The sequence below is a fragment of the Reyranella sp. genome, assembly GCF_965279465.1.
Lineage (GTDB): Bacteria > Pseudomonadota > Alphaproteobacteria > Reyranellales > Reyranellaceae > Reyranella.
In genome coordinates this window covers 191,944-214,135 of record NZ_OZ257242.1, presented here as the reverse complement: position 1 = coordinate 214,135, position 22,192 = coordinate 191,944, and the positions used below count along the sequence as shown (strand labels likewise).

General features: G+C 66.3%; 23 protein-coding genes. 5 read left to right on the top strand and 18 right to left on the bottom strand.

Translation table 11 applies throughout. The features are described 5' to 3' along the window. Positions 1–66: 66 nt before the first annotated feature. The 8 genes from ACQY8M_RS01005 to ACQY8M_RS00970 all read right to left on the bottom strand — a co-directional run bounded on the left by ACQY8M_RS01005 (position 67) and on the right by ACQY8M_RS00970 (position 5,991). The gene (locus ACQY8M_RS01005) at positions 67–690 is read right to left on the bottom strand and encodes a histidine phosphatase family protein (RefSeq protein WP_428668618.1); all 624 of its coding nucleotides are present in this window, start codon (positions 688–690) and stop codon (positions 67–69) included. Beyond that, positions 687–1,256, bottom strand: a complete 570-nt coding sequence (rsmD, locus tag ACQY8M_RS01000; RefSeq protein WP_428668617.1) for a 16S rRNA (guanine(966)-N(2))-methyltransferase RsmD — start codon at positions 1,254–1,256, stop codon at positions 687–689. Before rsmD ends, ACQY8M_RS01005 begins: the two co-directional genes overlap by 4 nt. Further along, a complete protein-coding gene (locus ACQY8M_RS00995) occupies positions 1,256–2,044 on the bottom strand; it encodes a pseudouridine synthase (protein ID WP_428668616.1) in 789 nt (262 codons plus the stop codon). Before ACQY8M_RS00995 ends, rsmD begins: the two co-directional genes overlap by 1 nt. After that, positions 2,041–2,754, bottom strand: a complete 714-nt coding sequence (locus ACQY8M_RS00990) for a gamma-glutamyl-gamma-aminobutyrate hydrolase family protein (RefSeq protein ID WP_428668615.1) — start codon at positions 2,752–2,754, stop codon at positions 2,041–2,043. Before ACQY8M_RS00990 ends, ACQY8M_RS00995 begins: the two co-directional genes overlap by 4 nt. Before the next feature lie 79 nt (positions 2,755–2,833). Further along, positions 2,834–3,151, bottom strand: coding sequence for a helix-turn-helix domain-containing protein (locus tag ACQY8M_RS00985; protein WP_428668614.1), 318 nt, complete (start codon positions 3,149–3,151; stop codon positions 2,834–2,836). After that, a complete protein-coding gene (locus ACQY8M_RS00980; protein ID WP_428668613.1) occupies positions 3,144–3,518 on the bottom strand; it encodes a type II toxin-antitoxin system RelE/ParE family toxin in 375 nt (124 codons plus the stop codon). Before ACQY8M_RS00980 ends, ACQY8M_RS00985 begins: the two co-directional genes overlap by 8 nt. A gap of 55 nt (positions 3,519–3,573) precedes the next feature. Continuing rightward, positions 3,574–4,842, bottom strand: a complete 1,269-nt coding sequence (locus ACQY8M_RS00975) for an acyl-CoA dehydrogenase family protein (protein ID WP_428668612.1) — start codon at positions 4,840–4,842, stop codon at positions 3,574–3,576. A 21-nt stretch (positions 4,843–4,863) separates the two neighbouring features. Continuing rightward, the gene (locus tag ACQY8M_RS00970; RefSeq protein ID WP_428668611.1) at positions 4,864–5,991 is read right to left on the bottom strand and encodes an acyl-CoA dehydrogenase family protein; all 1,128 of its coding nucleotides are present in this window, start codon (positions 5,989–5,991) and stop codon (positions 4,864–4,866) included. A gap of 81 nt (positions 5,992–6,072) precedes the next feature. On the opposite strand from ACQY8M_RS00970, the gene ACQY8M_RS00965 reads away from it, so the two are divergent. After that, positions 6,073–6,504, top strand: a complete 432-nt coding sequence (locus tag ACQY8M_RS00965; protein WP_428668610.1) for a nucleoside deaminase — start codon at positions 6,073–6,075, stop codon at positions 6,502–6,504. A gap of 101 nt (positions 6,505–6,605) precedes the next feature. Here the strand turns inward: ACQY8M_RS00965 and ACQY8M_RS00960 are convergent, their stop codons facing one another. From ACQY8M_RS00960 to queF, 3 genes are read right to left on the bottom strand one after another with little or no spacing between them, the layout of a single operon-like run. Further along, positions 6,606–7,466 carry a class I SAM-dependent methyltransferase gene (locus tag ACQY8M_RS00960; protein WP_428668608.1) on the bottom strand — a complete coding sequence of 287 codons (861 nt, stop codon included), beginning with the start codon at positions 7,464–7,466 and terminating at the stop codon, positions 6,606–6,608. 52 nt (positions 7,467–7,518) lie between these two features. Further along, complete coding sequence (queG, locus tag ACQY8M_RS00955; RefSeq protein WP_428668606.1) at positions 7,519–8,619, bottom strand: tRNA epoxyqueuosine(34) reductase QueG; 1,101 nt, start codon at positions 8,617–8,619, stop codon at positions 7,519–7,521. Next, a complete protein-coding gene (queF, locus tag ACQY8M_RS00950; protein WP_428668604.1) occupies positions 8,619–9,074 on the bottom strand; it encodes a preQ(1) synthase in 456 nt (151 codons plus the stop codon). Before queF ends, queG begins: the two co-directional genes overlap by 1 nt. Positions 9,075–9,103: 29 nt before the next feature. Here queF and ACQY8M_RS00945 point away from each other — a divergent pair, with 29 nt between their 5' ends. The 3 genes from ACQY8M_RS00945 to ACQY8M_RS00935 all read left to right on the top strand — a co-directional run bounded on the left by ACQY8M_RS00945 (position 9,104) and on the right by ACQY8M_RS00935 (position 12,762). Further along, a complete protein-coding gene (locus ACQY8M_RS00945; protein WP_428668602.1) occupies positions 9,104–10,258 on the top strand; it encodes an FAD-dependent oxidoreductase in 1,155 nt (384 codons plus the stop codon). Between the two features lie 120 nt (positions 10,259–10,378). Continuing rightward, a complete protein-coding gene (locus tag ACQY8M_RS00940; protein WP_428668600.1) occupies positions 10,379–11,941 on the top strand; it encodes an ABC transporter substrate-binding protein in 1,563 nt (520 codons plus the stop codon). Beyond that, positions 11,938–12,762 carry a class I SAM-dependent methyltransferase gene (locus ACQY8M_RS00935; RefSeq protein WP_428668598.1) on the top strand — a complete coding sequence of 275 codons (825 nt, stop codon included), beginning with the start codon at positions 11,938–11,940 and terminating at the stop codon, positions 12,760–12,762. Before ACQY8M_RS00940 ends, ACQY8M_RS00935 begins: the two co-directional genes overlap by 4 nt. Positions 12,763–13,015: 253 nt before the next feature. Here the strand turns inward: ACQY8M_RS00935 and ACQY8M_RS00930 are convergent, their stop codons facing one another. The 4 genes from ACQY8M_RS00930 to ACQY8M_RS00915 all read right to left on the bottom strand — a co-directional run bounded on the left by ACQY8M_RS00930 (position 13,016) and on the right by ACQY8M_RS00915 (position 18,182). Continuing rightward, a complete protein-coding gene (locus tag ACQY8M_RS00930; RefSeq protein WP_428668596.1) occupies positions 13,016–13,258 on the bottom strand; it encodes a hypothetical protein in 243 nt (80 codons plus the stop codon). A gap of 166 nt (positions 13,259–13,424) precedes the next feature. Continuing rightward, positions 13,425–15,050 carry a hydantoinase B/oxoprolinase family protein gene (locus tag ACQY8M_RS00925; RefSeq protein WP_428668594.1) on the bottom strand — a complete coding sequence of 542 codons (1,626 nt, stop codon included), beginning with the start codon at positions 15,048–15,050 and terminating at the stop codon, positions 13,425–13,427. Positions 15,051–15,176: 126 nt separating this feature from the next. Then, positions 15,177–17,249, bottom strand: coding sequence for a hydantoinase/oxoprolinase family protein (locus ACQY8M_RS00920; RefSeq protein ID WP_428668592.1), 2,073 nt, complete (start codon positions 17,247–17,249; stop codon positions 15,177–15,179). A 117-nt stretch (positions 17,250–17,366) separates the two neighbouring features. Next, a complete protein-coding gene (locus ACQY8M_RS00915) occupies positions 17,367–18,182 on the bottom strand; it encodes an N-acyl homoserine lactonase family protein (RefSeq protein WP_428668590.1) in 816 nt (271 codons plus the stop codon). A 170-nt stretch (positions 18,183–18,352) separates the two neighbouring features. Here ACQY8M_RS00915 and ACQY8M_RS00910 point away from each other — a divergent pair, with 170 nt between their 5' ends. After that, on the top strand, positions 18,353–18,607 hold the full coding sequence (locus ACQY8M_RS00910; RefSeq protein WP_428668588.1) for a hypothetical protein: 255 nt from the start codon (positions 18,353–18,355) through the stop codon (positions 18,605–18,607). Positions 18,608–18,809: 202 nt separating this feature from the next. On the opposite strand, the gene ACQY8M_RS00905 is transcribed toward ACQY8M_RS00910, so the two are convergent. The 3 genes from ACQY8M_RS00905 to ACQY8M_RS00895 form a co-directional block, all read right to left on the bottom strand. Beyond that, positions 18,810–19,100 carry a DUF1330 domain-containing protein gene (locus ACQY8M_RS00905; protein WP_428668586.1) on the bottom strand — a complete coding sequence of 97 codons (291 nt, stop codon included), beginning with the start codon at positions 19,098–19,100 and terminating at the stop codon, positions 18,810–18,812. Positions 19,101–19,800: 700 nt separating this feature from the next. Continuing rightward, positions 19,801–21,321, bottom strand: coding sequence for a trypsin-like peptidase domain-containing protein (locus ACQY8M_RS00900; protein WP_428668584.1), 1,521 nt, complete (start codon positions 21,319–21,321; stop codon positions 19,801–19,803). A 195-nt stretch (positions 21,322–21,516) separates the two neighbouring features. Next, the gene (locus tag ACQY8M_RS00895) at positions 21,517–22,188 is read right to left on the bottom strand and encodes an aspartate/glutamate racemase family protein (protein WP_428668581.1); all 672 of its coding nucleotides are present in this window, start codon (positions 22,186–22,188) and stop codon (positions 21,517–21,519) included. Positions 22,189–22,192 lie beyond the last annotated feature (4 nt).

Genomic DNA, 22,192 nt, shown 5'->3' with positions numbered 1-22,192 from the left:
TCCAATGACGCGTCTCCTCATGCGCTCCTGGACCGCGAAGCTCGTGGCCACCGGAGTGGCGCGCTCCTATGATTCTGCCATTTCCATAGCCAGTATCCGCTCCTCGCGGCCAGCGATGAGGCGGAAGAAGGCGTCCTGCGGCTTTTCCAGCACGAACATGGCGCGCGCGTCGAGGCCGAGATGGAGGCCGCGCATCACCGCGCCGCTGACACCGTGGCTCACGACGACGGTGCGAACGGAAGATGCCGCGATCTCGGCGAGTAGTTCGGCGGAGCGGCGGCGCAGGTCGTGATGCGTCTCGCCGCCGGGCGGGCAGAAGCCTTCTGGATCGGCCCGCCATGTTGCCATCGCGTCGGGGTGATCGATTTCAATCTCGGGCCAAGTGAAGCCTTCCCACTGCCCATAGCCCAGCTCTGCGAGGCGGATGTCGTCGCGCCATTCGGCGGGATCGAGGCCGAGGGCGCGGCCGACGAGCAACGATGTCTCCTGTGCGCGGCCGAGCGGGCTGCGCAGGAAGATTGTCGGGCCCGGCTCGCGCGCCAGCTCGACGGCGAGTGCGCGGCCCATGGCGGCTGCCTGCTCGCGGCCGCGTGGCGTCAACGTCGAATCCTTGCTGCCCTGCATGCGGCGTTCGAGGTTCCAGGCGGTCTCGCCGTGACGCACCATGTAAAGCGGGGCGGTGAGCGTCATTGGTCGCGCCGCAGAATCAGGATTTTGGCCAGCCCATAGCGACGTTCGTCGATCGTCGTGAAGCCGGTGGGTGGCACCATATCTTCGGTGTTGGCAAGCTCGACGGTCGCGATCGCGCCGGGCTCCAGCCAGCCCATCCCGGCGAGGGCGACAAGTGCAGGCGCGGCCTGGCCCGATCGGTAGGGAGGATCGAGGAAGACGAGGTCGCAGGCCCCGCGCGCCGGCGGTGGACGCGTGGCATCGGCGCGGATGACCTTGGCGTTGCATGTCTCGCCCAGCTTGCGCAGGTTCTCGCCGATCAGCCGGATCGCCGTGGCGTCGTTGTCGAGGAAGGTGGCGTGCGCGGCGCCGCGCGACAGCGCTTCGATGCCAAGCGCGCCTGATCCGGCAAAGGCGTCGAGCACGCGCGCGTCGATCAGCGGCGAGGTGCCGTCGTCGCGCCAGTTGGCATGCACCAGGATGTTGAACAATGATTCGCGGGCGCGGCTCGAGGTCGGCCGCGTCGAATCGCCTTCGGGCGCGGCGATCGACCGGCCGCGATGCCGGCCGCCCACGAGCTTGAGCATCAGTGCGCCCGCCGCTTATGCTGGTTCGGGCGTGGCTTCGGCTTGGCCCAGCCCGCCTTGCGTGGTGCCCGCGGCACACCGAGCAGCGCTTCCAGCGCCTGGGTCGGCACTTCGTCGACCATGCCGCGTTCCAGTTCGCCGAGATGGATCGGGCCGAAAGCGACGCGGATCAGCCGCACCACCGGCAAGTCGAGATGGGCCAGCACCTTGCGGACCTCGCGGTTCTTGCCCTCGGTCAGCGCGATGTCGAGCCAGGCGTTGGTGCGTTGCTGGCGGTCGAGGCTGGCCTTGATCGCACCGTAGTGGACGCCCTCGATGGTGATGCCGTCGGCCAGGGCCGCCAGCTTCGCCTCGTCGACCGCGCCATGCACCCGGGCGCGATAACGCCGTGTCCAGCCGTTGGCCGGCAGCTCCAGCTTGCGCGCCAACCCGCCATCGTTGGTGAGCAGCAGCAGGCCCTCGGAGAAGTAGTCGAGGCGGCCGACCGTGACCACGCGCGGCATGCCCTTGGGCAGGGAGTCGAAGATGGTGCGCCGCCCTTGCGGGTCGCGCGCCGTCACCATCTCCTCCGGCGGCTTGTGATAGCGCCACAACCGTGCCCGGTCGGCCTGCGGCAATGGCTTGCCGTCGACCTCGATTCTGCTGGCGTCGGTGACGACGAAGGCCGGCGTCGTCAGTACCGTGCCGTCGACCTTTACCCGGCCGTCGGCGATCCAGCGCTCGGCGTCACGGCGCGAGCAGAGGCCGGCGCGGGCGAGGCGCTTGGCAATGCGCTCGGGCTCGCTCACGGGTTTGCAGCATCGAGGAAGGCGCGGAAGATCTTCGCGTCGCCCTCGGAGATATGGAACTCGGGATGCCACTGCACGCCGATGCAGAAGCGGTACTGCGGTGCCTCGATGCCCTCGATCACGCCGTCCGCAGCCACCGCATTGATCACGATCCCCTCCGGCGCATCCGCTGCCGCCTGATGGTGCGCACTGTTCACCGACAGCTTGTCGGTGCCGACGATCCGGTGCAGCAGGGTGCCCGCCGCGACCGTCACGGTATGGCCAGGCTCGTTGCGCGGGTTGGGCTGCTCGTGTGCCAGCGCATCGGCCACCGAGTCGGGGATATGCTGAATCAGCTTGCCGCCCAGCACCACGTGGAGGAGCTGCTGGCCGCCGCAGATGCCGAGCACGGGCTTGTTCCGGGCGAGCGCGCCCTTGGTGACGCCGAACTCGAAGGCCGTGCGGCGGTCCTTGGTGATGACGGTCGCGTGCTTCGCCCCGCCGCCATAGTAGGACGGATCGACGTCGAACGCGCCGCCGGTCACCACCAGAGCGTCGATCCGCTCGAGATAGTCGGCGACCCGGTCGGGCTCGTGCGGCAAAGCCACCGCCAGCCCGCCCGCCGCGTCGATCGCGTCGAGATAGTTCTGGCGCAGCGCATACCAGGGAAACTTCGAGTACCCGCCGGGCTTCTCAGCATCCAGCGTGACTCCGATCAGGGGGCGAGGCATGGCGTGAAGATACCATGTCGTCCCGAGCGAAGCGACGGACCTCGCAGGTGCGGGTGTCGCGGTTCCCTCGTGACGATGCTCAGGCTACCGACTGCAGCCCCTTTTTGGCGACAAGCGTCAGCAATTTGAGCGATGCACCCCGCGGATGCTTCTCGCCGCGTTCCCATTGGCTGATGAGGCCCGTCGTGACGTTGAGGTAGCGCGCGAATACCGCCTGACTCGCGTTCTCGCGCAGGCGGATCCGGCGGATCTGGGCGGCCGTCAGGGGCTCGATCGGGGTCAGGCACAAGTCGTCGAATGCCTTCATCGAGCTTCTGTCGATGACGCCGGCATCGCGGAGGCCGGCTGCCGTCTCGTGCACGGCTGCCAGCATGTCACTACGGTACTGCTTAGCCATTGCCGTCGATCTCCATGATCGTTCCGTTCTTCAACGCTGCTGACAGCGCCTTGCCGTCCATTGCCAGCATCTCCGCGGCCAGCAGGCGAAAAGCCTTCAATTCCTGCCGGTCGATATTGTCCCGGTCATTCTTCGCGAAACCATAGACGAAGAATGCGGTCGCCTCGCGTCGAAACAACACGATGCTGCGAAACCCTCCTGACTTTCCTTGACCTTGCCGGGCAAGGCGCAGCTTGATTACGCCACCGCCGAGATCTGCATCGATCAAGCCGGCCTCCGCGCGACGGACGGCGTCATGCAGAATCGAATCAGCGATGCTCTCTTTGGCCGCGAACCGAGCAAAGGGCTTGGTCTTGAAAAGACGCATCAGGTATCGATGCGTCACATGGGTACTGTAGCACTTAGTAGTATAGAGCTCAAGCTTACGACGACGACACGATGTTCCGTGGCACGTCCTTGAAGGGCTTGTTGGTGTCGACGCTGGTCTCGCGCGGCATCTTGAGGACGCGCTCGGAGATGATGTTGCGCTGGATCTCGTCGGTGCCGCCGGCGATCGAGGAGGCCGGGACCGAGATCAGGATCTCGGCGATGACGCCGTTCATCGGGCTGTCCTCGCCGCTCAGGAGGGCGTCAGCGCCGGTGAGATAGGTGTGCACCCGGGCGGCCTGGCGCGCGACGTGGCTGGCGACCAGCTTTCCGAGCGAACCCTCGGGGCCCTGTGGCTTGCCCTGGTTCTGGGCGGCGCGCGCGCGGCGCGCGGTCCATTCGGCTGACTTCGACATGATCAGCAGCTTGGCGATTTCTTGGCGGATCACCGGATCATTGATCTTGCCGGTCTCCTTGGCGCGCTGCATCACGAGGTCGACCCGGCCGGCACGCTGCGGATACCACTTGTACGGCTCCATCGTAGTCGCGATCTCGGCGCGCTCCTCGTCGTAGATGCGGCCCTTGGCATCCGAGGGCGTGGCCCAGCTGCGCAGCCCGTCGGCGCCGCGCCGCTCGTGCATCAGCGTGGTGGTCGCGACCGTCCAGCCGTCGCCCACGTCGCAGATCATCATCTCGGGCTCGACCTCGGCGTCGGTGAAGAACACCTGGTTGAACGACGCATGGCCGTTCATCTGCTTCAGCGGATGGACCTGGACGCCGGGCTGCTTCATGTCGAGGACGAAGTAGGCCAGCCCCTTGTGCTTGACCTTGTCCCAGTCGGCGCGCGCCAGCAGAAGGCCCCAATGCGCCTTGTGCGCCGAGGTGGTCCACACCTTCTGGCCGTTGATCACCCACTTGTTGCCCCGCTTGTCGGCGCGCGTGACCGCACCCGCCATGTCGGAGCCGCTGCCCGGCTCGCTGAACAGCTGGCACCAGGTGTCCTCGCCGGTGAGGATGCGCTTGAGGAACTTCTGCTTATGCAGATCGGTGCCGTGCGCCAGGATCGTCGCTGCCGCGAGCGTGCGGATGCCGGCCTTGGCGACGCCGACCGCGCCTACCTTGGCGAACTCCTCATCGACGATGGCGTTGAACTTCACCGGCAGGTCGCGGCCATACCATTCCTTGGGCCAGTGCGGCGCGCCCCAGCCGGATTCGCACAGCTTCTCGCGCCATTCGACGAGGCCGTAGTTCGGATTCCAGTTGGCTTTCAGCCAGGCGCTGACTTCGGCGCGGACGTTCTCTTCGGTCGGTTCGGTGGTGCTCATGGTCATGTCCCTCGCTGCGCCTCAGTTTGCCCAGGCCTGCATCATCTTCTCGCGATGCTCGTTGGCATCGCCGAACAGGATCTCGCTCGACTTGGCGCGCTTGAACCAGAGATGGGTGTCGTTGTCCCAGGTGAAGCCGATGCCGCCATGCATCTGCACGGCGTGGACGGCGGTCTGCACGCAGGCCTCGGCGGCAGAGGCCTTGGCGAGCGATGCCAGCGCGGCGATGTCTTCGTCCCCCTCGTCGAGCGCCGCTGCAGCGTAGTAGGCCGCCGACTTCGCCAGCTCGACGTCGACCAGCATGTCGGCCGCCTTGTTCTTGGTCGTCTGGAAGGAGGCAATCGAGCGGCCGAACTGCATGCGCATCTTGACGTACTCGAGCGCGTCCTCGCGCAGCCGCTCGGCGCTGCCGACCATCTCGTTGGCTAGGCAGATCAGCGCCTGCTGCAGGGTCTTCGCCAGGGCCGCGGCGCCCGCGCCCTCGGTGCCCAGCAGCCGCGCCTCGACCGACTTGAAGGCGAGGTGCGCGAGCTTGCGGGTCTCGTCCATCGTCTTGAGCTTGCGCCGCGTGAGGCCCGAAGCGTTGCCGTCGACCGTGAAGAAGGAGAGGCCCTCCTCGCCGCGCGAGCCCGGCCGCCGCGCCACGACGACGAGGAGATCGGCCGTGTGGCCGTCGAGGACGAAGTTCTTGGTACCGTCGAGCCGCCAGGTCGCGCCGGAGGGTGAGGCGGTGAGCGCGATGCTTGCGGGCTCGTTGCTGCCGCCTTCCTCGGCGAAGGCCAGGGTCGCGGTGACCGTGCCGTCAGCGAGGCTGGGCAGCAGCGCCTTCTTCTGTTCTTCCGTGCCGGCGTTCATGATCGCGGTGGCGGCCAGCGTGGTCGAGAAGAACGGCGCGCAGAGCAGGCCGCGGCCCATCTCCTCCAGTACGATGCCCAGCTCGGAATAGCCGAAGCCGCCGCCGCCATAGGCCTCCGGGATGTGAATGGCGGTGAGGCCGAGCTCCTGATTGAGCTTCTGCCAGCTCTCGCGCTCGAAGCCCGCGTCTGTCGCCATCAGTCGGCGCACCTCCTTGGTCGGCGATCGTGCCTCGAGGGCACGCCGCACGGTCGCACGGAATTCCTCCTGCTCCGCCGAGAAGCTGAAACGCATGACTCTCCTCCCACCTCGTTTGAGGCCAACCCGATTGCGGCTATTTTCCCCGGAATGACTGTCCCGACAAGACTCTCTCCGATGGATCGCGCGCTGCAACAAGCGCGTCTAGCCGCAGAGCGGGGCGAGGTGCCGATCGGTGCGGTGATCGTCGGTCCCGATGGTCTCGTGCTGGCCGAGGCCGGCAACCAAACCGAGGCTGACCGCGATCCGACGGCGCATGCAGAGATGCTGGCGATCCGAGCCGCCACGTCACGATTGGTTGCCTCGCGTCTCATCGGCTGCGATCTCCACGTGACGCTCGAACCGTGCCCGATGTGCGCCCAGGCGATCTCCTTCGCCCGCATCCGCCGCGTCTATTATGGCGCGTCCGACCCCAAGGGCGGTGGCATCGAGCACGGACCGCGCATCTTCAACCAGCCGACCTGCCATCACCGGCCGGAGGTCTATCCCGGCATCGGCGAGCGCGAAGCGGGGGATTTGCTGCGGGCATTCTTTCGAGACAGAAGATAGCTCTAACGACAGTGCTGTCATCCCGAGCGCAGCGAGGGACCTTTGTTCGCGGCCCCCAAGGGTCCCTCGCTGCGCTCGGGATGACATTGTGCGTGAACCACTCAGGGCTTGGCGAACTTCAGGACGAACTCGTCCTTGGGCATCGGCGGATCGGGCGTGTTCTTGTCGCGCGGGTCGCTGGGATTGCGCAGGAAGTTGCCCTCGGCGACCAGCTTGAAGCCGGCGGCTTCGATTTCCTGACGCAGGAAAGCCTCCTCGATCCGGTGCAGCGTGCCCGATTCCGAGATGCCGGTGCCGGCGCGGCCGGAATGGTCGGCGAGGACGTAAAGCCCGCCAGGCTTCAGCGCCTTGAACACCGCCCTGTTCATCGCCGCGCGGTCGACGTTCAGGAAGCCGAGGTCGTGATAGTTGAACATCAGGGTCACGAGGTCGAGCTTGCCGTCGGCCAGCTCGGCGGGGACTGGGTCCTCGAACTGTTGGACCACCGCAACGATCGGCGCGGCGGCGACATTGGCGGCCTTGAGCTTGCTCTCGCGATCGGCCAGGGCCACCGGCGAGGGACGCGGCGCGCCGGCCGGAGGCGGCGCGGCGGCGCTCGGCATGACAGAGGGATTGGCGTTGCCTTCGGGCGCGGCCGGCCTCGGCGCGGGGGTGACGGGACGTGGCCGGCTCTGGCCGTAGACCTTGCCGGTCGGCCCGATCGAGCGGGCCAGCAGCTCCGTCGTGTAGCCGCCGCCGGCACTGAGATCGAGCGCGATCAGGCCGGGCTTGAAGCCGATGAAGGCCAGCATCTCCTCCGGATGGCGGCGCTGGTCGTTGGTGCGGTCGGCGGCGCTGCGGTCGGAGCTCGCCACGATCGCTTTGATGTCGGCAGGCGTGAGCGGCTGCGACACGGCTGCTCCCGCGAGCAGGCTGACGCCAACGACGAGAGCCACCAGTATGCTCTTGTGTCCGAAATTCATTGGCTCATCTCCCCAATTCATGCGGGCATCACATGGAACGGACCGGACCAAGTCAAGGAGACCCCGCCAGCCTTGCCTGCGCCCAGCTTGCAGCGTCTCGCACCAGGGCTGATGTGTCGGTCAGCAAGGGGACCAGAGCCGGCAGGGCGGTCGATGGGGCGCCGCTGTTGCCCAGCGCATAGGCGACATTGCGGATGAACCGGTCGCGGCCGATGCGCTTGATGGCGGTGCCGGCGAAGCGCTGGCGAAACGCCGCGTCGTCGAGCGTCGCGAGTTCGGCCAGCAAAGGCGCGGTGAGCGCGGCGCGCGGCACGAAGGCCGCCTCGCGCGCGCCTTGCGCGAACTTGTTCCAGGGGCAGGCGGCAAGGCAGTCGTCGCAGCCGTAGATGCGGTTGCCGAGGAGCGGCCGCAGCTCGGCATCGATCGGGCCCACGTGCTCGATCGTGAGATAGGAAATGCAGCGCCGCGCATCGAGCTGGTAGGGCGCCGGAAAGGCCCTGGTCGGGCAGGCACCGAGGCAGGCCCGGCACTGGCCGCAATGATTCGTCTCGGGAGCATCGAAGGGAAGCTCGACCGAAAGCAGAAGCTCGCCGAGGAACAGCCAGGAGCCGAACTGCCGCGACACGAGGTTGGTGTGCTTGCCCTGCCAGCCGTGGCCGGCGGCCTGCGCCGCGGGCTTCTCCATCAGGGGCGCGGTATCGACGAAAACCTTGAGGTCGTGCTGGTAGGTATCCCAGATGAAGCGGCCGAGGGCCTTGAGCCTGCTCTTCATCACCTCATGGTAGTCGCGGCCCTGGGCATAGACGGAGATTGCCGCGCGCTCGGGCTGCGCGAGCACGGCGCGCGGATCGGTCAGCGGCCCGTAGTTCATGGCGAGCGAGACGACGGTGCGGGCCTCGGACCACAGTGTCGTCGGATCGGCGCGCTCCTCGATGCGCTGGCCGAGCCAACCCATGTCGCCCTGGAAGCCGTGAGCCACGAAAGCCGACAACTGCTCCAGCCGCTCGTACCGCGCCTCCGGCGTGGGCGAAGCAGGCGCGAAGCCGACGGCGTCGAAGCCCAGCCGCAATGCCTCGTCGCGGATGGCGTCGCGCAGCTCGGCGGGCGTCGCCGGCTTGGCCGGCCGCTTGGGAACAGGCGGCGTGCGGGCCATTACCGTCCGCGATAGGGCGGCACGCCCTGGTCGGGCAGCCACAGCCTCTTGGGCGGCGCGCCGGTCTGCCAGAACACGTCGATCGGCATGCCGCCGCGCGGATACCAGTATCCGCCGATGCGCAGCCAGCGCGGTGCCAGCACCTTGGCCAGCCGCTGGCCAATCATCAACGTGCATTCCTCATGGAAGGCACAATGGTTGCGGAAGCTGCCGAGGAAGAGCTTCAGCGACTTGCTCTCGACCAGCTTCGCGCGCGGCGCGTAGTCGATCACCAGATGGGCAAAGTCGGGCTGGCTGGTCACGGCGCACAGGCTGGTGAATTCCGGCGCGGCGAAGCGCACGAGATAGAGGTCGCGCGGCCGCGGGTTGGGCACGGTTTCGATCACCGCCTCGTCGGGTGTGAGGGGTGGCGCGACCGAACGGCCGAGCTGGGTGAGCTTGGGGTATTTAGCCATGGGTGCATCATATGCTAATCGACGCCTCCATGACCCATCGGGTTGCCATCGTGGGGGCGGGGCCGTCGGGGTTTTATGCTGCCGACGGACTGCTGCGTACCCGCCCGGATCTGCGCATCGATCTGATCGACCGCCTGCCGACGCCGTTCGGCCTGGTGCGCGCCGGCGTGGCGCCTGACCATCAGGGCACCAAGGCGATCGTGCGCCAGTTCGAGCGGCTGCTCGCCCAGCCCGACGTGCGCTTCGCCGGCAATGTCGAGATCGGCCGCGACCTGTCGTGGGAGGAATTGCAGGCAGGCTACGACGCGGTGATCGTCGCCACCGGCATGGTGATCGACCGAAAGCTCGGCGTTCCGGGCGAGGAGCTGCCGTTCGTCTGGGGCTCGTGGAGATTCGTCGCCTGGCTGAACGGCCATCCCGATTTCCGGCAGGGGCCGGATCTGTCGGCGGTGAAGCGGGTGGCGGTGATCGGCAACGGCAACGTGGCGCTCGATGTCGCGCGCGTGCTGGCCAAGTCGGTCGACGAGATGACCAAGAGCGACATCGTGCCGGAAGCGGGTGCGGCGATCGCCGCCGCGCCCCTGACCGACATCTACGTGATCGGCCGGCGCGGGCCCGAGCACGCGTCGTTCACGGGCAACGAACTGGCCGAAATGGGCCGCCTGTCGCGCGCCGTGGCGGTGGCCGATCCGGCAGCGCTGGCGGTCGAGGCGCCGGCGCACGATCCGACGCTGGAGCGGCTGCGCAAGGTCAAGAACCTCGAGATCCTGAAGGGGTTCGCCAGGAACGTGCCCGGCGGCAAGCCGATCACGGTCCATTTCGTCTTCAACCAGCCGACCGCAGCGATCGATCCAGATGAATTCGATCTGGTCGTCACCTGCATCGGCTATTGCGGCGTCGAGTTCCCGAAGGGCGAGGGTGTCTTTCCCGTGGGCTGGGCGAAGCGCGGGCCGACCGGCACCATCCCGACCAATCGCGCCGACAGCCATGGGGTGGCGCAGCAGGTGATCGCCTGGCTCAAGGAACGCGACCCCAAGAGCGGACCCGATCCGCTGCCGCTATCGGTCGACGTCGCGGGCTGGCACCGAATCGACAAGGCCGAGGTCGCGGCCGGCGCCAAGCTCGGCCGGCCGCGCGTGAAACTGACCGACTGGAAAGCGCTGCTGGACACCGCCGAAGGCTGATCGCGCTATCGCCTTCTCCTCCTCGGCCGGACGAGGGAGGAGAAGTAGTCAGTTCCTTCGCCTCGCTACGCTCGAGGCGACGGTATGCTATCGTCGCCCAGTTCCCCGAGGAGGGTTTCCATGCGTCGTCTTGTTTGTGTCGTGGCCGCGGCTCTGGCTTTTGCCGGCCCGGCAAGTGCCGAAACCGTTCTCAAGGTCTCGCTGCATTCCGATCTCAAGATCGTCGACCCGATCTGGACGACGGCGCTGATCAGCGCCCACCACGGTACCATGATCTACGATACGCTGTTCGCGATCGACGAGAATCAGGCAGTGAAGCCCCAGATGGTCGACAAGTGGGAGGTCTCCGGCGACAAGCTCACCTGGACCTTCACCCTGCGCGACGGGCTCGAGTGGCACGACGGCAAGCCGGTGACGGGCGAGGACTGCGTCGCCTCGATCAAGCGCTGGGCGGCCAAGGATTCGATGGGCCAGAAACTGATGAGCGAGGTCGCCGAGCTCAGCGCGCCGGACGTCAGGACCATCAAGATGGTGCTGAAGGAGCCGTACGGACTGGTGATCGACTCGCTCGGCAAGCCCTCGGCCAACATCCCCTTCATGATGCCCAAGCGCGTTGCCGACACCGATCCGAGCACGCAGATCACCGACTACACCGGCTCGGGTCCGTTCATCTTCAAGAAGGACGAGTGGAAGCCGGGCGAGAAGGCGGTCTACGTCAAGAACACCAGGTACAAGCCGCGCAACGAGCCGGCCTCCGGTCTCGCCGGCGGCAAGGTCGTCAAGGTCGACCGGGTCGAGTGGATCACCATTCCCGACCAGCAGACGCAGGTGAATGCGCTGTTGAACGGCGAGATCGACATGGTCGAGACCGTGCCGCCTGACCTGCTGCCGCTTTTGCAGAACGACAAGAACATCAAGGTCATGGTGGTGAACAAGGCCGGCCGCCAGTACGAGATGCGCTTCAACGTGCTGCACAAGCCGTTCGACAATCCCAAGATCCGCGAGGCCGTGCTCTACGCGCTCGACCAGAAGCCCTTCCTCGAGGCCAATGTCGGCAATGCCGACTACTACACGCTGTGCAAGTCGCTGTTCCCCTGCGGCTCGCCGCTCGCCACCACCAAGGGCTGGGACGACAAGCTCTCGGGCAATGTCACGAAGGCGAAGGAGTTGCTCAAGGAAGCGGGCTATGACGGCACGCCGATCGTGCTGATGCACCAGACCGACATCGCCGGCCACAACCAGCTCGCGACCGTGGCCAAGCCGCAGCTCGAGGCGGCGGGCTTCAAGGTCGACCTGCAGTCGATGGACTGGCAGACCCTGGTCGCGCGCCGCGCCAAGAAGGACCCGCTCGCCTCGGGCGGCTGGAGCGCCTTCTTCACCTCCTGGGGTTCGCCCGATGTGATGAATCCGGTCTCGGCGGCCTTCATCAACGCCTCATGCGACAAGGCGACATTCGGCTGGCCATGCGATGCCGAGATCGAGAAGCTGCGCGATGCCTTCGCCAAGGAAACCGACCCGGCCAGGCAGAAGGCGATCGCTGAGCAGGTCTCGCTGCGCCTGTCGGGCGGCTATCCGACCTTTGCGCCGCTCGGCCAGTTCACCGTGCCGACGGCGATCCGCAGCAACATCACGGGACTGCTCTCGGTGCCGGAACTCGCGCTGTGGAACATCGAGAAAAAGTGACCGGCCCGGCCGGCGGCGATATCGTCTTCGCCGGGTCGATCCCGGCGCTGTACGATCGTTATCTCGGTCCGTTGCTGTTCGCGCCCTACGCACGCGAGCTTGGCGAAAGGCTTGCCGATCTGAAGGCCGGGGCGGTGCTGGAAACCGCCGCGGGCACCGGGATCGTGACCGAGGTCCTGGTCGATAAGCTGCCGGCGGGAGTCGAGATCGTCGCCACCGACCTCAACCAGGCGATGGTCGATCATGCCGCCGCCAAGCCGGCGCTGGCGCGCGCGATGCTGCGACAGGCCGATGCGCTGACGTTGCCGTTCGAAGCAGGGCGGTTCGATGCAGTCGTCTGCCAGTTTGGCGCGATGTTCTTTCCCGACCGGGTCGCGGGGTACCGCGAGGCCCGCCGCGTGCTGAAGCCGGGCGGGCGTTTCCTGTTCGCCATCTGGGATTCGCTCGATCGCAATCCCATGACGCGCTGCGTCGTCGACGCGATGGCCCGCCGCTTCCCCACCGATCCGCCGCGCTTCCTTGCTCGGACGCCGCACGGCCACTCCGACCGCCGCACGATCCGGCGTGAACTCGCCGAGGCAGGCTACGGGACGGTCGAGCTCAACATCGTGTCCCTGTCGAGCCGCGCGGACTCTCCTCGCGATGCCGCCATCGGCCTTTGCCAGGGCACGCCGATGCGGGGAGAGATCGAGGCGCGCGCTACCGGCCCGAACGGACTGCAGGCGGCAACCGAGGCCGCCGCTGCCGCCCTCGCTGCGGAGTACGGCAACGGACCGATCGAGGCGCCGATGCAGGCGCTCGTGGTCGTCGCATCCGGCTAGTCCGCTCGAGTCGTCAAACTGCAGCAAACGTGTCAATTTTTCCTTGTTGAACATGGCCCTTCCGGTCGTCCTAAACGCAGAGAAGGACCCTCAGGCCGGCGACGCGGTCCGTGTCCGATCGTTTGGCGAGATCCTTCGCGCGCTCAGGACGTCCATCGCCTCGAGTTGGCACACGTTGGCGGCATTGGCATCCATGACCGCCTTCTTGGCGCTGGCATCGGCGTCCGATGTGTCGCCAGCTTGACGATGCCGATCACAGCGGGCCCCTGGTAGCGCGGGGCAACGCCGGCTGCTTGGCCTGCTGCGAGAGCGGAGGCTGCCCGGTGTCGACAGCGTGGGCCGCCGGCGCCGGCGGCGAGTAGGCCAGAGCGGCGGCGCCGACCACAAGGACGACCAGCACTGTCGCCACCAGGCCCGCCGCAGCGCGGCGCGGCGTGACGACATGATTCTGCCAGCGGTAGGGCCGGTGGTAGGGATCGAGATCGGGATGTGACATGGATAGAATGTGCGCGCCCTTTTCGCACTTGCGAGGGTGCACTGCGTCAATAGCTCGTGAGGTATTCAGCGTGCATGAATCATGAGCGCCGCGATTGCCAAGATCGTGCCGCAATCATCGACACCCTGACTCCAGTTCGACACCGCATGATGCTCAATAAGAGCGCTCAGCCTTGCCTGCCATAGACCTCGCGCGCCGTATCGCGGCTGATCACGCCTTGGGCGAGGTCGCGCATCACCGCGTCGGGATCGCGGCGCGCGGGCAGACCAAAGCCGCCGGCGCCCGGCGTCACGATGGCGAACCACTGGCCCGCCGCCAGCACCGCGCTGTCGCCGGTGAATTCGGTGCCCGGCCCGGGTTCCACCCGCCCGTGCGCGCCCGGTCCGCCGCCCTGCAGGCCCCAGCTCCGCGAGCGCTGGCGCGAGGTGTCGACCCGCACGCGGCAGTCATGCGTCGCCTGATAGACCCGGCGCAGCGCCATGCCGCCGCGATACTGGCCGACGCCGCCCGAGTCGGGGACCAGCTCGTAGCGCAGCAGCCGGAGCGGATACTCGATCTCCAGCGCCTCGACCGGCAGGTTCGAGGTGTTGGTCGTGTGCACATGCACGCCGTCCAGCCCGTCCTTTTGGGCGCGCGCGCCGCTGCCGCCGCCGATCGTCTCGAGGTAGACCCAGAGCGACTTGTCATCGGGCCGGTGGCCGATGAAATAGGCCACGGTGCAGGCCGAGTTCGAGCAGGCCATGACCTTCTCGGGAGTTGCCTGGGCCAATGCGCCCATCACCAGGTCGGCGACCCGCTGGCAGGTCTGCAGCCGGCCGTTGACCGCGGCGGGATGCGTGCAGTTGAGGATGCTGCCCTCACGCGCGGCGATGGAGAGCGGACGCGCCAGACCGGCATTGGGCGGGATCGTGGGATCGAGCACCGACTTCACGACATAGTAGATGGTCGCCAGCAGCGCGGTGTATGTCATGTTGACCCCGGCGCGCACCTGGTCCGGTGCCTCGAAGGCGAGCGCCATGGTATCGCCCTTTACCGTCACCTCGACGGACAGCGGCAGGTTGCTCGTGACCTCCTCGTTGTCGAACACGTCCTCGAAGCGCCAGGTGCCGTCGGGCATCGCCGCAATCGCCGCGCGCATCTTGCGCTCGGCATAGTCCATCAGTGCCGCGCCGGCGCCCAGCACGGTCTCGGTGCCGTACTTGGCGCAGAGCGACTGGAAGCGCTGCACGCCGACCCGATTGGCGGCCATCTGGGCGCGCAGGTCGGACAGCCGCTCGCGCGGCACCTGGCAGTTGAGCAGGATCAGGTCCTGGACGTCGGCCTGCAGCTCGCCGGCGCGGTAGAGCCGCACCGGCGGGATACGCAGGCCTTCCTGGAAGATATGGGCATGGCCGCGGTCGACGAAGTCGGCATGGTGGGCGAGGTTCACCGTCCAGGCGACGAATCTGCCGTCGACGAAGATTGGCTCGGCCAGCACGATGTCGGGCAGGTGAGTGCCGCCGCCTTCGTAGGCATCGTTGCCGATGAAGGCGTCGCCCGGCCTGATATCCTCGGCCCGGTAACGCTTCATGATGTGCGGCACCAGCTCGATGAAGCTGCCGAGATGGATCGGGATGTGCTCGGCCTGGCACAGCGTCTCGCCTTTGGCATTGAACAGCGCCGTCGAGCAGTCGCGCCGCTCCTTGATGTTGGTGGAGTGCGACGCACGGATCAGCGTCTCGCCGGTCTCCTCGACGATCGAGCTCATGGCCGCGCCGATCACCTCGACGGCAACGGGATCGATGATGGTCATTCCGTCGTTCCGACCGGAGCGTAGCGCAGCGAAGCGAAGTGGAGGGACCTCTTCATGTAACGTCTGCCGGGATGAACAGGTCCCTCGGCTTCGCTTCGCTCCGCTCGGGACGACGAGGGTGTTGGTTCATGCGGCCGCCTCGATGATCAGGTTGAGATATGAGTCGACGCGCGCGGTCATGCCGGGCGGGACGAGAGTCGTTGTATCCATCTGCTCGACAACCGCCGGCCCGGCGAAGCGGTGGCCGGGTTGCAGCGCGTCGCGGGCGTAGATCGGCGTGTCGACGAAGCTGCGCGTCTCGGGGAACCACACCGGCCGGCGGTCGGTGATGGCGTTGGCCGCATCGGGACCGACCTCGGGATATGCCCGGAGCGCGGCCTTCCGCACGGTGCCCACGGCTTCCAGCCGTAGCGTGACGATCTGGACCCGGTCGCGTTCGGTGGCGAAGCCGTAGCGCTGGCGATGGGCATGGGTGAAGCCGGCGATCAATCGATCGATCGTGGTCAGGTCGATCGTGCCATCCGGCAATTCCACCGCCAGCTCGTAGTTCTGCCCCTCGTAGCGCATGTCCACCGTGCGCGTGAGGCGACGGTCCGCCAAGGCGATGCCTTCCTCGCCGAACCACCGTTCGGCGCGATCGATGAGGGCGGCAAAGGTCTCCGCGAGGCGCGGCGCTGCATCTGCGGACGCCGCCATCAGCCGCGTCGCCGCGAAGTCGGCGCGCAGGTCGGTCAGCAGCAGGCCCATGGCGCACAGGATGCCAGGGTTGCGCGGCACCATGACCCGCTTCATCTCCAGCTCGCCGGCCAGCCGCGCGGCGTGCAGGGGACCAGCGCCGCCGAAGGCCATCAGCGTGTAGTCGCGCGGATCGTGGCCGCGCTGCACAGAGATGACGCGAATGGCGCGCGCCATGTTGGCGGTGACGACCGAGACGATACCTTGCGCCGTCTCCATCGTGCCGAGCCCCAGCCGGCCGGCCAGCCGCGCGATCGCCTGCTTGGCGAGGTCGTGCCGGATGCCCATGCGGCCGCCCAGCAGGTGCCGCGGATTGAGCGTCTGCAGCACCACGTTGGCGTCGGTGACGGTTGCCTCCTCGTTGCCGCGGTCGTAGCACACCGGTCCGGGATCGGCGCCCGCCGAGCGCGGCCCGACCTTGAGCAAGCCGCCGGCGTCGATGAAGGCGAGCGAGCCGCCGCCGGCGCCCACGGTGTGGATGTCGAGCATCGGCGCCTTGATCGGATAGCCGTGCACGGTGGCTTCGCTGGCGAGCTTGCAGCGGCCGTCCTGCAGCAGGGCCACGTCGGTCGAGGTGCCGCCCATGTCGAAGGTGATCAGGTCATTGAACGACGACAGCGCGCCGATCGCCTGCGCGCCGACCACGCCGGTCGCGGGCCCCGACAGGATGGTCCGCACCGCCATCGCCGCCGCCGTGGCGAAGCCGATCACGCCGCCGTTGGATTGCGTCAAGTGCGGTGTCGCGGCGAGGCCGAGCGCGGCGAGCCGCGGGCCGAGCCTGCCGAGATAGTCGCTCATCACCGGCCCGAGATAAGCGTTCAACACCACGGTCGACAGCCGCTCGTACTCGCGGAATTCGGGCGCGATCTCGTGGCCGGCCGAGATGAAGGCATCGGGATTCTCCTCGCGCAGGATCGCCACGGCGCGCTGCTCGTGCTCGGGCCGGATGAAGCCGTAGAGGAAGGAGACGGCGATCGCCCTGACGCCGGCCGTGGCGAGCGCCCGCGCCGCGGCGCGCATCCTCACTTCGTCGAGCGGTGTGAGGATCTCGCCGGTATGATCGACCCGTTCGGGCACTTCCAGCCGCAGGTCGCGCGGCACGAGGACGGGCGGCTTGTCGGCCTGGATGTCGTAGAGGTCGGGCCGCTTCTGCCGGCCGATCTCCAGCAGGTCGCGGAAGCCGTCGGTGGTGACCAGCCCGGTCCGCACGCCGCGATGCTGGATCAGGGCATTGGTCGCCACGGTCGTGCCGTGGCCGAAATAAGTGACCGAGGCCGCCGGCAGCCCGGCTGCATCCGGCGCCACGCGGCGCAGGCCCTCCTCGACGCCGGCCGCGATGCCGCGCGAAGGATCGTCGGGCGTCGAGGGAACCTTCCAGACCTCCACGCGCCCGTCCTGCTCGTCGAACAAGCAGACGTCGGTGAATGTCCCGCCCGAATCGACCCCGATACGCCATCGCGACATGCTGCGAACGAACTCCGCTTTTTGGTGGCGTCTTCTCATGGTCCCGCTGGGAGCGCGGGTCTCCAGAACCGCTCTTGATTCTGAGCGGGTCTGGAGACCCGCGCTCCCAGCGGAAGACTAATCCAGCCGGACGCAAATTCCTTCGAGCCCCGGCTTCGAGGCCGGATAGCGCTTGCAGACCTCGGCATCGTGGCCGGGCACGACCATGTCGACCCGGCCGTCGGCCAGCTTCTTCAGCTTGTCGTAGCCAGCCAGCATGTCGGCGACCGAATAGACGATCGAGAACAGCTTGTTCTGCTCGACGCCCCAGAAATAGTGCGAGGCGTCCGAGGCCAGCACCAGCCAGCCGTTGCGCGTCATCACCCGCACCGACTGGATGCCTGCCGTGTGGCCGCCGATCAGGTGGACCGAGAGGCCGGGCTGGATCTCCTCGTCGCCGTCATGGAACACGACGCGGTTGCCGTAGAGCACGCGCACCATGCCGACAATGTCCTCGACCTCGTAGGCATGGCGGAACGTGCCGTGGCACATGTGCCGGCCGGTCGCGAATTGCATCTCCTTGTCCTGGACATGGAAGCGCGCCTTGGGGAAGCGATCCCAGTTGCCGATATGGTCGTAGTGCAGGTGGGTGACGATGACGTCCTCGACTTCGCGCGCGTCGATGCCGAGATGGGACAGCAGGTCGGCCGGATTGGTCTTCACCTCGCGGCCGCGCTTGCCGCCGACCTGGGCATTGAAGCCGGTGTCGATCACGATCGGCTTGCCGCCCAGCATCCGGTTGCCGCTCTCGTCGACCGGGATCGCCACCCAGACGAAATAGTCCATCGGGAAGTCCGCGTCGTGCGGATCGGGGGTGATCTGCACTTCCCAGGCCTTGCGGGGCAGATGGGCATATTTGACGGCATGCACCTCGTACACAGGTGTCGAACGCATCTTTGTTTCCTTCCCGGCGGGTTTGCGGCGCGGAGGGTAGCCCGCACTGCCGTGCTTGCGCTATAGTGGCGTCATGGCGCGCAGGACTCTCCTTGCCCGGCGAATTAGCACCCCGGTTTGCACCGCAAACCGGCGCGTTGCTGTTCGCCTGTCATGCAAGGAGTCGTTCCATGTCGTCCGTTCTCGCGCTCAAGCGTAATTCCACCACCGTCCGCTACTGTTTCGAAGCCGACCCCGAGCCCGGCGTCCTGCCGCGTGCGCTCGAGCTGCTCGCCAAGCGTGGCCTCGTGCCCAACCGGGTGTTCGCCCAAACCGCCGACGATGCGCTGAGCGTCGAGATAGAGGTCGAGGGGCTGGCGACCGAGATCGCCGAGCACGTCGGCCGCTGCCTCGGCGAGATCGTCGGCGTGAGAGCGGTGTTCTGACGGGAATATGCCTCAGACCGCGAGGACTCGTTCTTGTCCCAAGACGAGACTTCGCGCTGGGTCATCCTCATTGGACCACGCGTATCCCTCGAGCTCTTCGCGTACGGCCCGTGATCGCGCAGGGATGCGGGCGGTCAATGATCTCGATTTCACTACGCTTCGAGGTGATGGATCGGCCGCAACCCGACTCGAGCGAAGGAGGTCAGGTCACGCCTTCGACGATGATCAGGTCGGTGACGGCTCCGGCGCGGCGGAAGACCGAGGCAGCCTGGTACTCGGGCGAGTCGTAGCAGGCGCGGGCGACCGCGAGATTCTCGAACTCGATGATCACGTGGCGCGCCCGCGCGCTGCCTTCGACGACGACCGCGTCACCGCCCCTGACGAGGAAGCGCGCTCCGTATTTGGCGAAGGCTTCGCCGTCCCGCTCGACATACTTTCGATAGGTGTCGGGGTCGGTGATGGTGGCGTTGAAGATCCAGTAGGCCTTGGGCATGGCGCAGCTTCGCATCCAACGTCGGTTCGGGCCAATAGATGGTCCGTATCGACTCGATGGCTTCAGGTCCGGGCGGCGGTGCCGGATCAGGATGGTCTCGACGCCGTCGCGGCGCTCGAGATCCGACGCGATGCGGCGCAGGGCAGCAGCGGTGCCGGGCTCGGTGTGGCCGCTTCTGCGCCGATAATGCTGGCGAGCTGGTATTGGACAGCGGCGGTCAGGGTGCTTTGTCCACTCCTAACAAGGTTACCACCGCGTCGGCGGCGAAGTGGAACACGGTGTTGCCGTTGATCGTCGTCGCTACCGCCATGGCATCGTTGAAGGTCTGGAACTGTGAGCCAAGCTGGACAACAGCCGGTCACCGGCCTGGGAATCGTTGACCCGGTCCGAGTCCGCCACATCGCCCGCCACACGTCTGAAATAGAACCCGTCGTTTTACCTGCATCGCCATAGAGGTGGTCGTTTCCGTCGCCTCCGCGGATGACGTTGTTGCCGCCGTCGTCCGTCAGGCCGTCCGCCCGAGTTCCCCTGCCGATTTTTTTCGAAGCCGCTAGCTAAAGGTGTCCGCCAATGGTTGAAAGCCGGCCCGCAAGGGGAGGTGCCACCGTTCAGCGGCGCGGGGCACCGTACGAACAGTGATCGCCGTTTCTGTCCTAGGATGATGGAAATGGGACAGCGGGAGAAGGCTGCGTTGCCGCTACTATTTTGCGTACTCTTCGGCGGCGATTGCGAAATTCAGGTTTTGAGCGTCTTTACGGAAAAAGGTCGTCACCCCGAGCAAGTTACCTTGCGCGTCAAAGAGACCGCCACCAGATGAACCCTTCGAGATTGGGGCAGACGTCTGGAGTAGTCGCTCCCCGTCAATAGTTCGCTTAGACGAAATGATGCCCTCGGCAATGGTAAGTTCTAGACCCTGAGGGGCTCCTATCGAATAGGCCTTCTCAGCGACCTTAATATCGGCAAAGGGACGTATTCGAACCCATTTTCGAAGAGGGCTATTGCTCCTCAAGATGCATCGGTCTGACTCGGGGTTTGCCGAAGTAAGTGTCGCGGGCAGCCGAGCCCCTTCGCGTTCCAAAATGGCAACTGTGTCTGTGCCTAACACGTGGCAGTTGGTAACCAACTCCCGATCGCTGACCGCAACTGCAGATCCCAATGCGTTCGGAGTGTGGACGATGTACACAGCCTCCGATGCGCGCTCGAACACCTCGCGAGCCCGGAGTTCTGTCCCGTCTGACAAAACCAAGCGAATGCCGCCGGTTTTGCCGGATCTTTCTGTGTCCGACGCTGCAGTAGGGGTCACCCTCGAACTTGGGGCGGTCGGGGGAGATGATGCCTGAGGTGGAGCGCTGAAGCTTGATGCGTAACCTGGGGGCGGCCCAGGGAATGCAACACGTGGATTGGGCTTCGCTCTTGGATTGAGATAGGGCTTTAGCGATAGGCTGTTTGTCATCGCCGTGAAGAGGAAGCCGAACGAATCGACCTGACTTGTCGGAGTGTTGATCACCACGTTGACGATGCCGCTCTGACGGCATTGTGCGCGCGTGTAGAAGTGTCGGTCTCCTGACCGACCAGAGAGAACGAACCAGTCATCTTTCCGAGCTTTGTAATCAACTGTTCGATCTCGTGCCCCGGTGCCAGCAGCGACGGCATCGTAGAAACCATCCATAATCGCGCATCCAGCGTCCTGAGAAATCACGGTGATGAATTCGCCCACCGGCCCGAAGAAGCGGTACCAAAGCGCTCCGTTCTCCCAAACTGGCGCCGTACCCTCGTTAAGCTTTGTTGGCACCCCGACACTGAATCCAATTGCGTCGTCCGTGAGAATCGCCCAGCCGTATTGGTCACGCTTCGCGATAGCTTCCGTCATCAGTTCTACCGCTTGATTGCGCGTCAGGGAGACGCTTGCCGGGTAGCCTTTTGAGGTCAGCCAACCGTTGATCGCGCGCTTGATGAAGCCGCCGAACATTCCGTCGACCATCGCGCCATAGTGGCCAGTCCAGATTAAGGCGTGCTGAACGTCAGCAGTTGTGATGTCGTCGGCCGGAATAGGGCTAGCCCAAGAATAAGGGAATATTCGACCAAGCTGTTGAGCAGCGGCTGGCTCAGAAAGCAAGGTCAGGGTAGTGATCGCTGCAAGGCAGTCTCCAAGCACGCTCGCGATGGCGCCGAACAAACCTCCGGCGCTTCGCCTGCGCTTAGAGGTGCGTTTATGTGCCATCGCCAAATGGTCCCCCGACCTCACCGTCCCTCGCATCATCAACCACAGCGAGTGTCTGAGTCTAGCGTTGTCGCTCAGCGGTACTCCCTGGACGTCGGCCAGCCCCCTGCGAACGGCGTGGCCTACACGCTCGGCAGCATTGCAAGCGGAGCAGGATCGTGACCGCGCCAACCCCTTGGCCCTTTGTCACAGACGCTAAGTTGCCAGCGCTTCGACGATCGCGTCGATGTGTGGGCGGGCGACGTCCAGGCAGGGGAAGCCGGCGGTCTGTTCGTCGAACATAACAGCGAGGTCGGTGCCGGCGAGCAGGATGGTCTCGACGCCGTCACGGTGCTGCAGCGCGGCGGCGATGCGGCGCAGGGCGTCGGCGTCGCCGGGCTCGATGCGGCCGTCGAGGATGCGCTGGTAGGCCTGACCGATGAAGGCGATCTCGTCGGGTTGCGGCTTCACGATCTCGACGTCGGTGAGCATCCCCCAGAGGCTGGCCTGCACGGTATAGACCGAGCCGAACAGCGCGACGCGCTTCGTTCCGCGCGAGCGCAGCTCCGCCGCCAGCGTGTCGACGATGTTGATCAGCGGGATGGGCAAGAGCGGCTTCAGCTGCGCGATGCAGACATGCGGCGTGACGGCGGGAATGACCGCGACCTCCGCGCCGGCGCGCGCCATGCGCTCGATGAAGCTCGCGAGATAGGCCGCCAGCCCGTCGAGGTCGCCGGCGCGCACGAAGCCCTGGCCGCGCTCGACATCGGCATGGACGAAGACGAGATCGGGAACCACGCCGCGCACTCTGCAGGTGGTGGCGATCTTCTCGTAATAGTGGACAGTGGCGTCGACGCCGAGCCCGCCAATAATGCCGACGCAAGACATATCC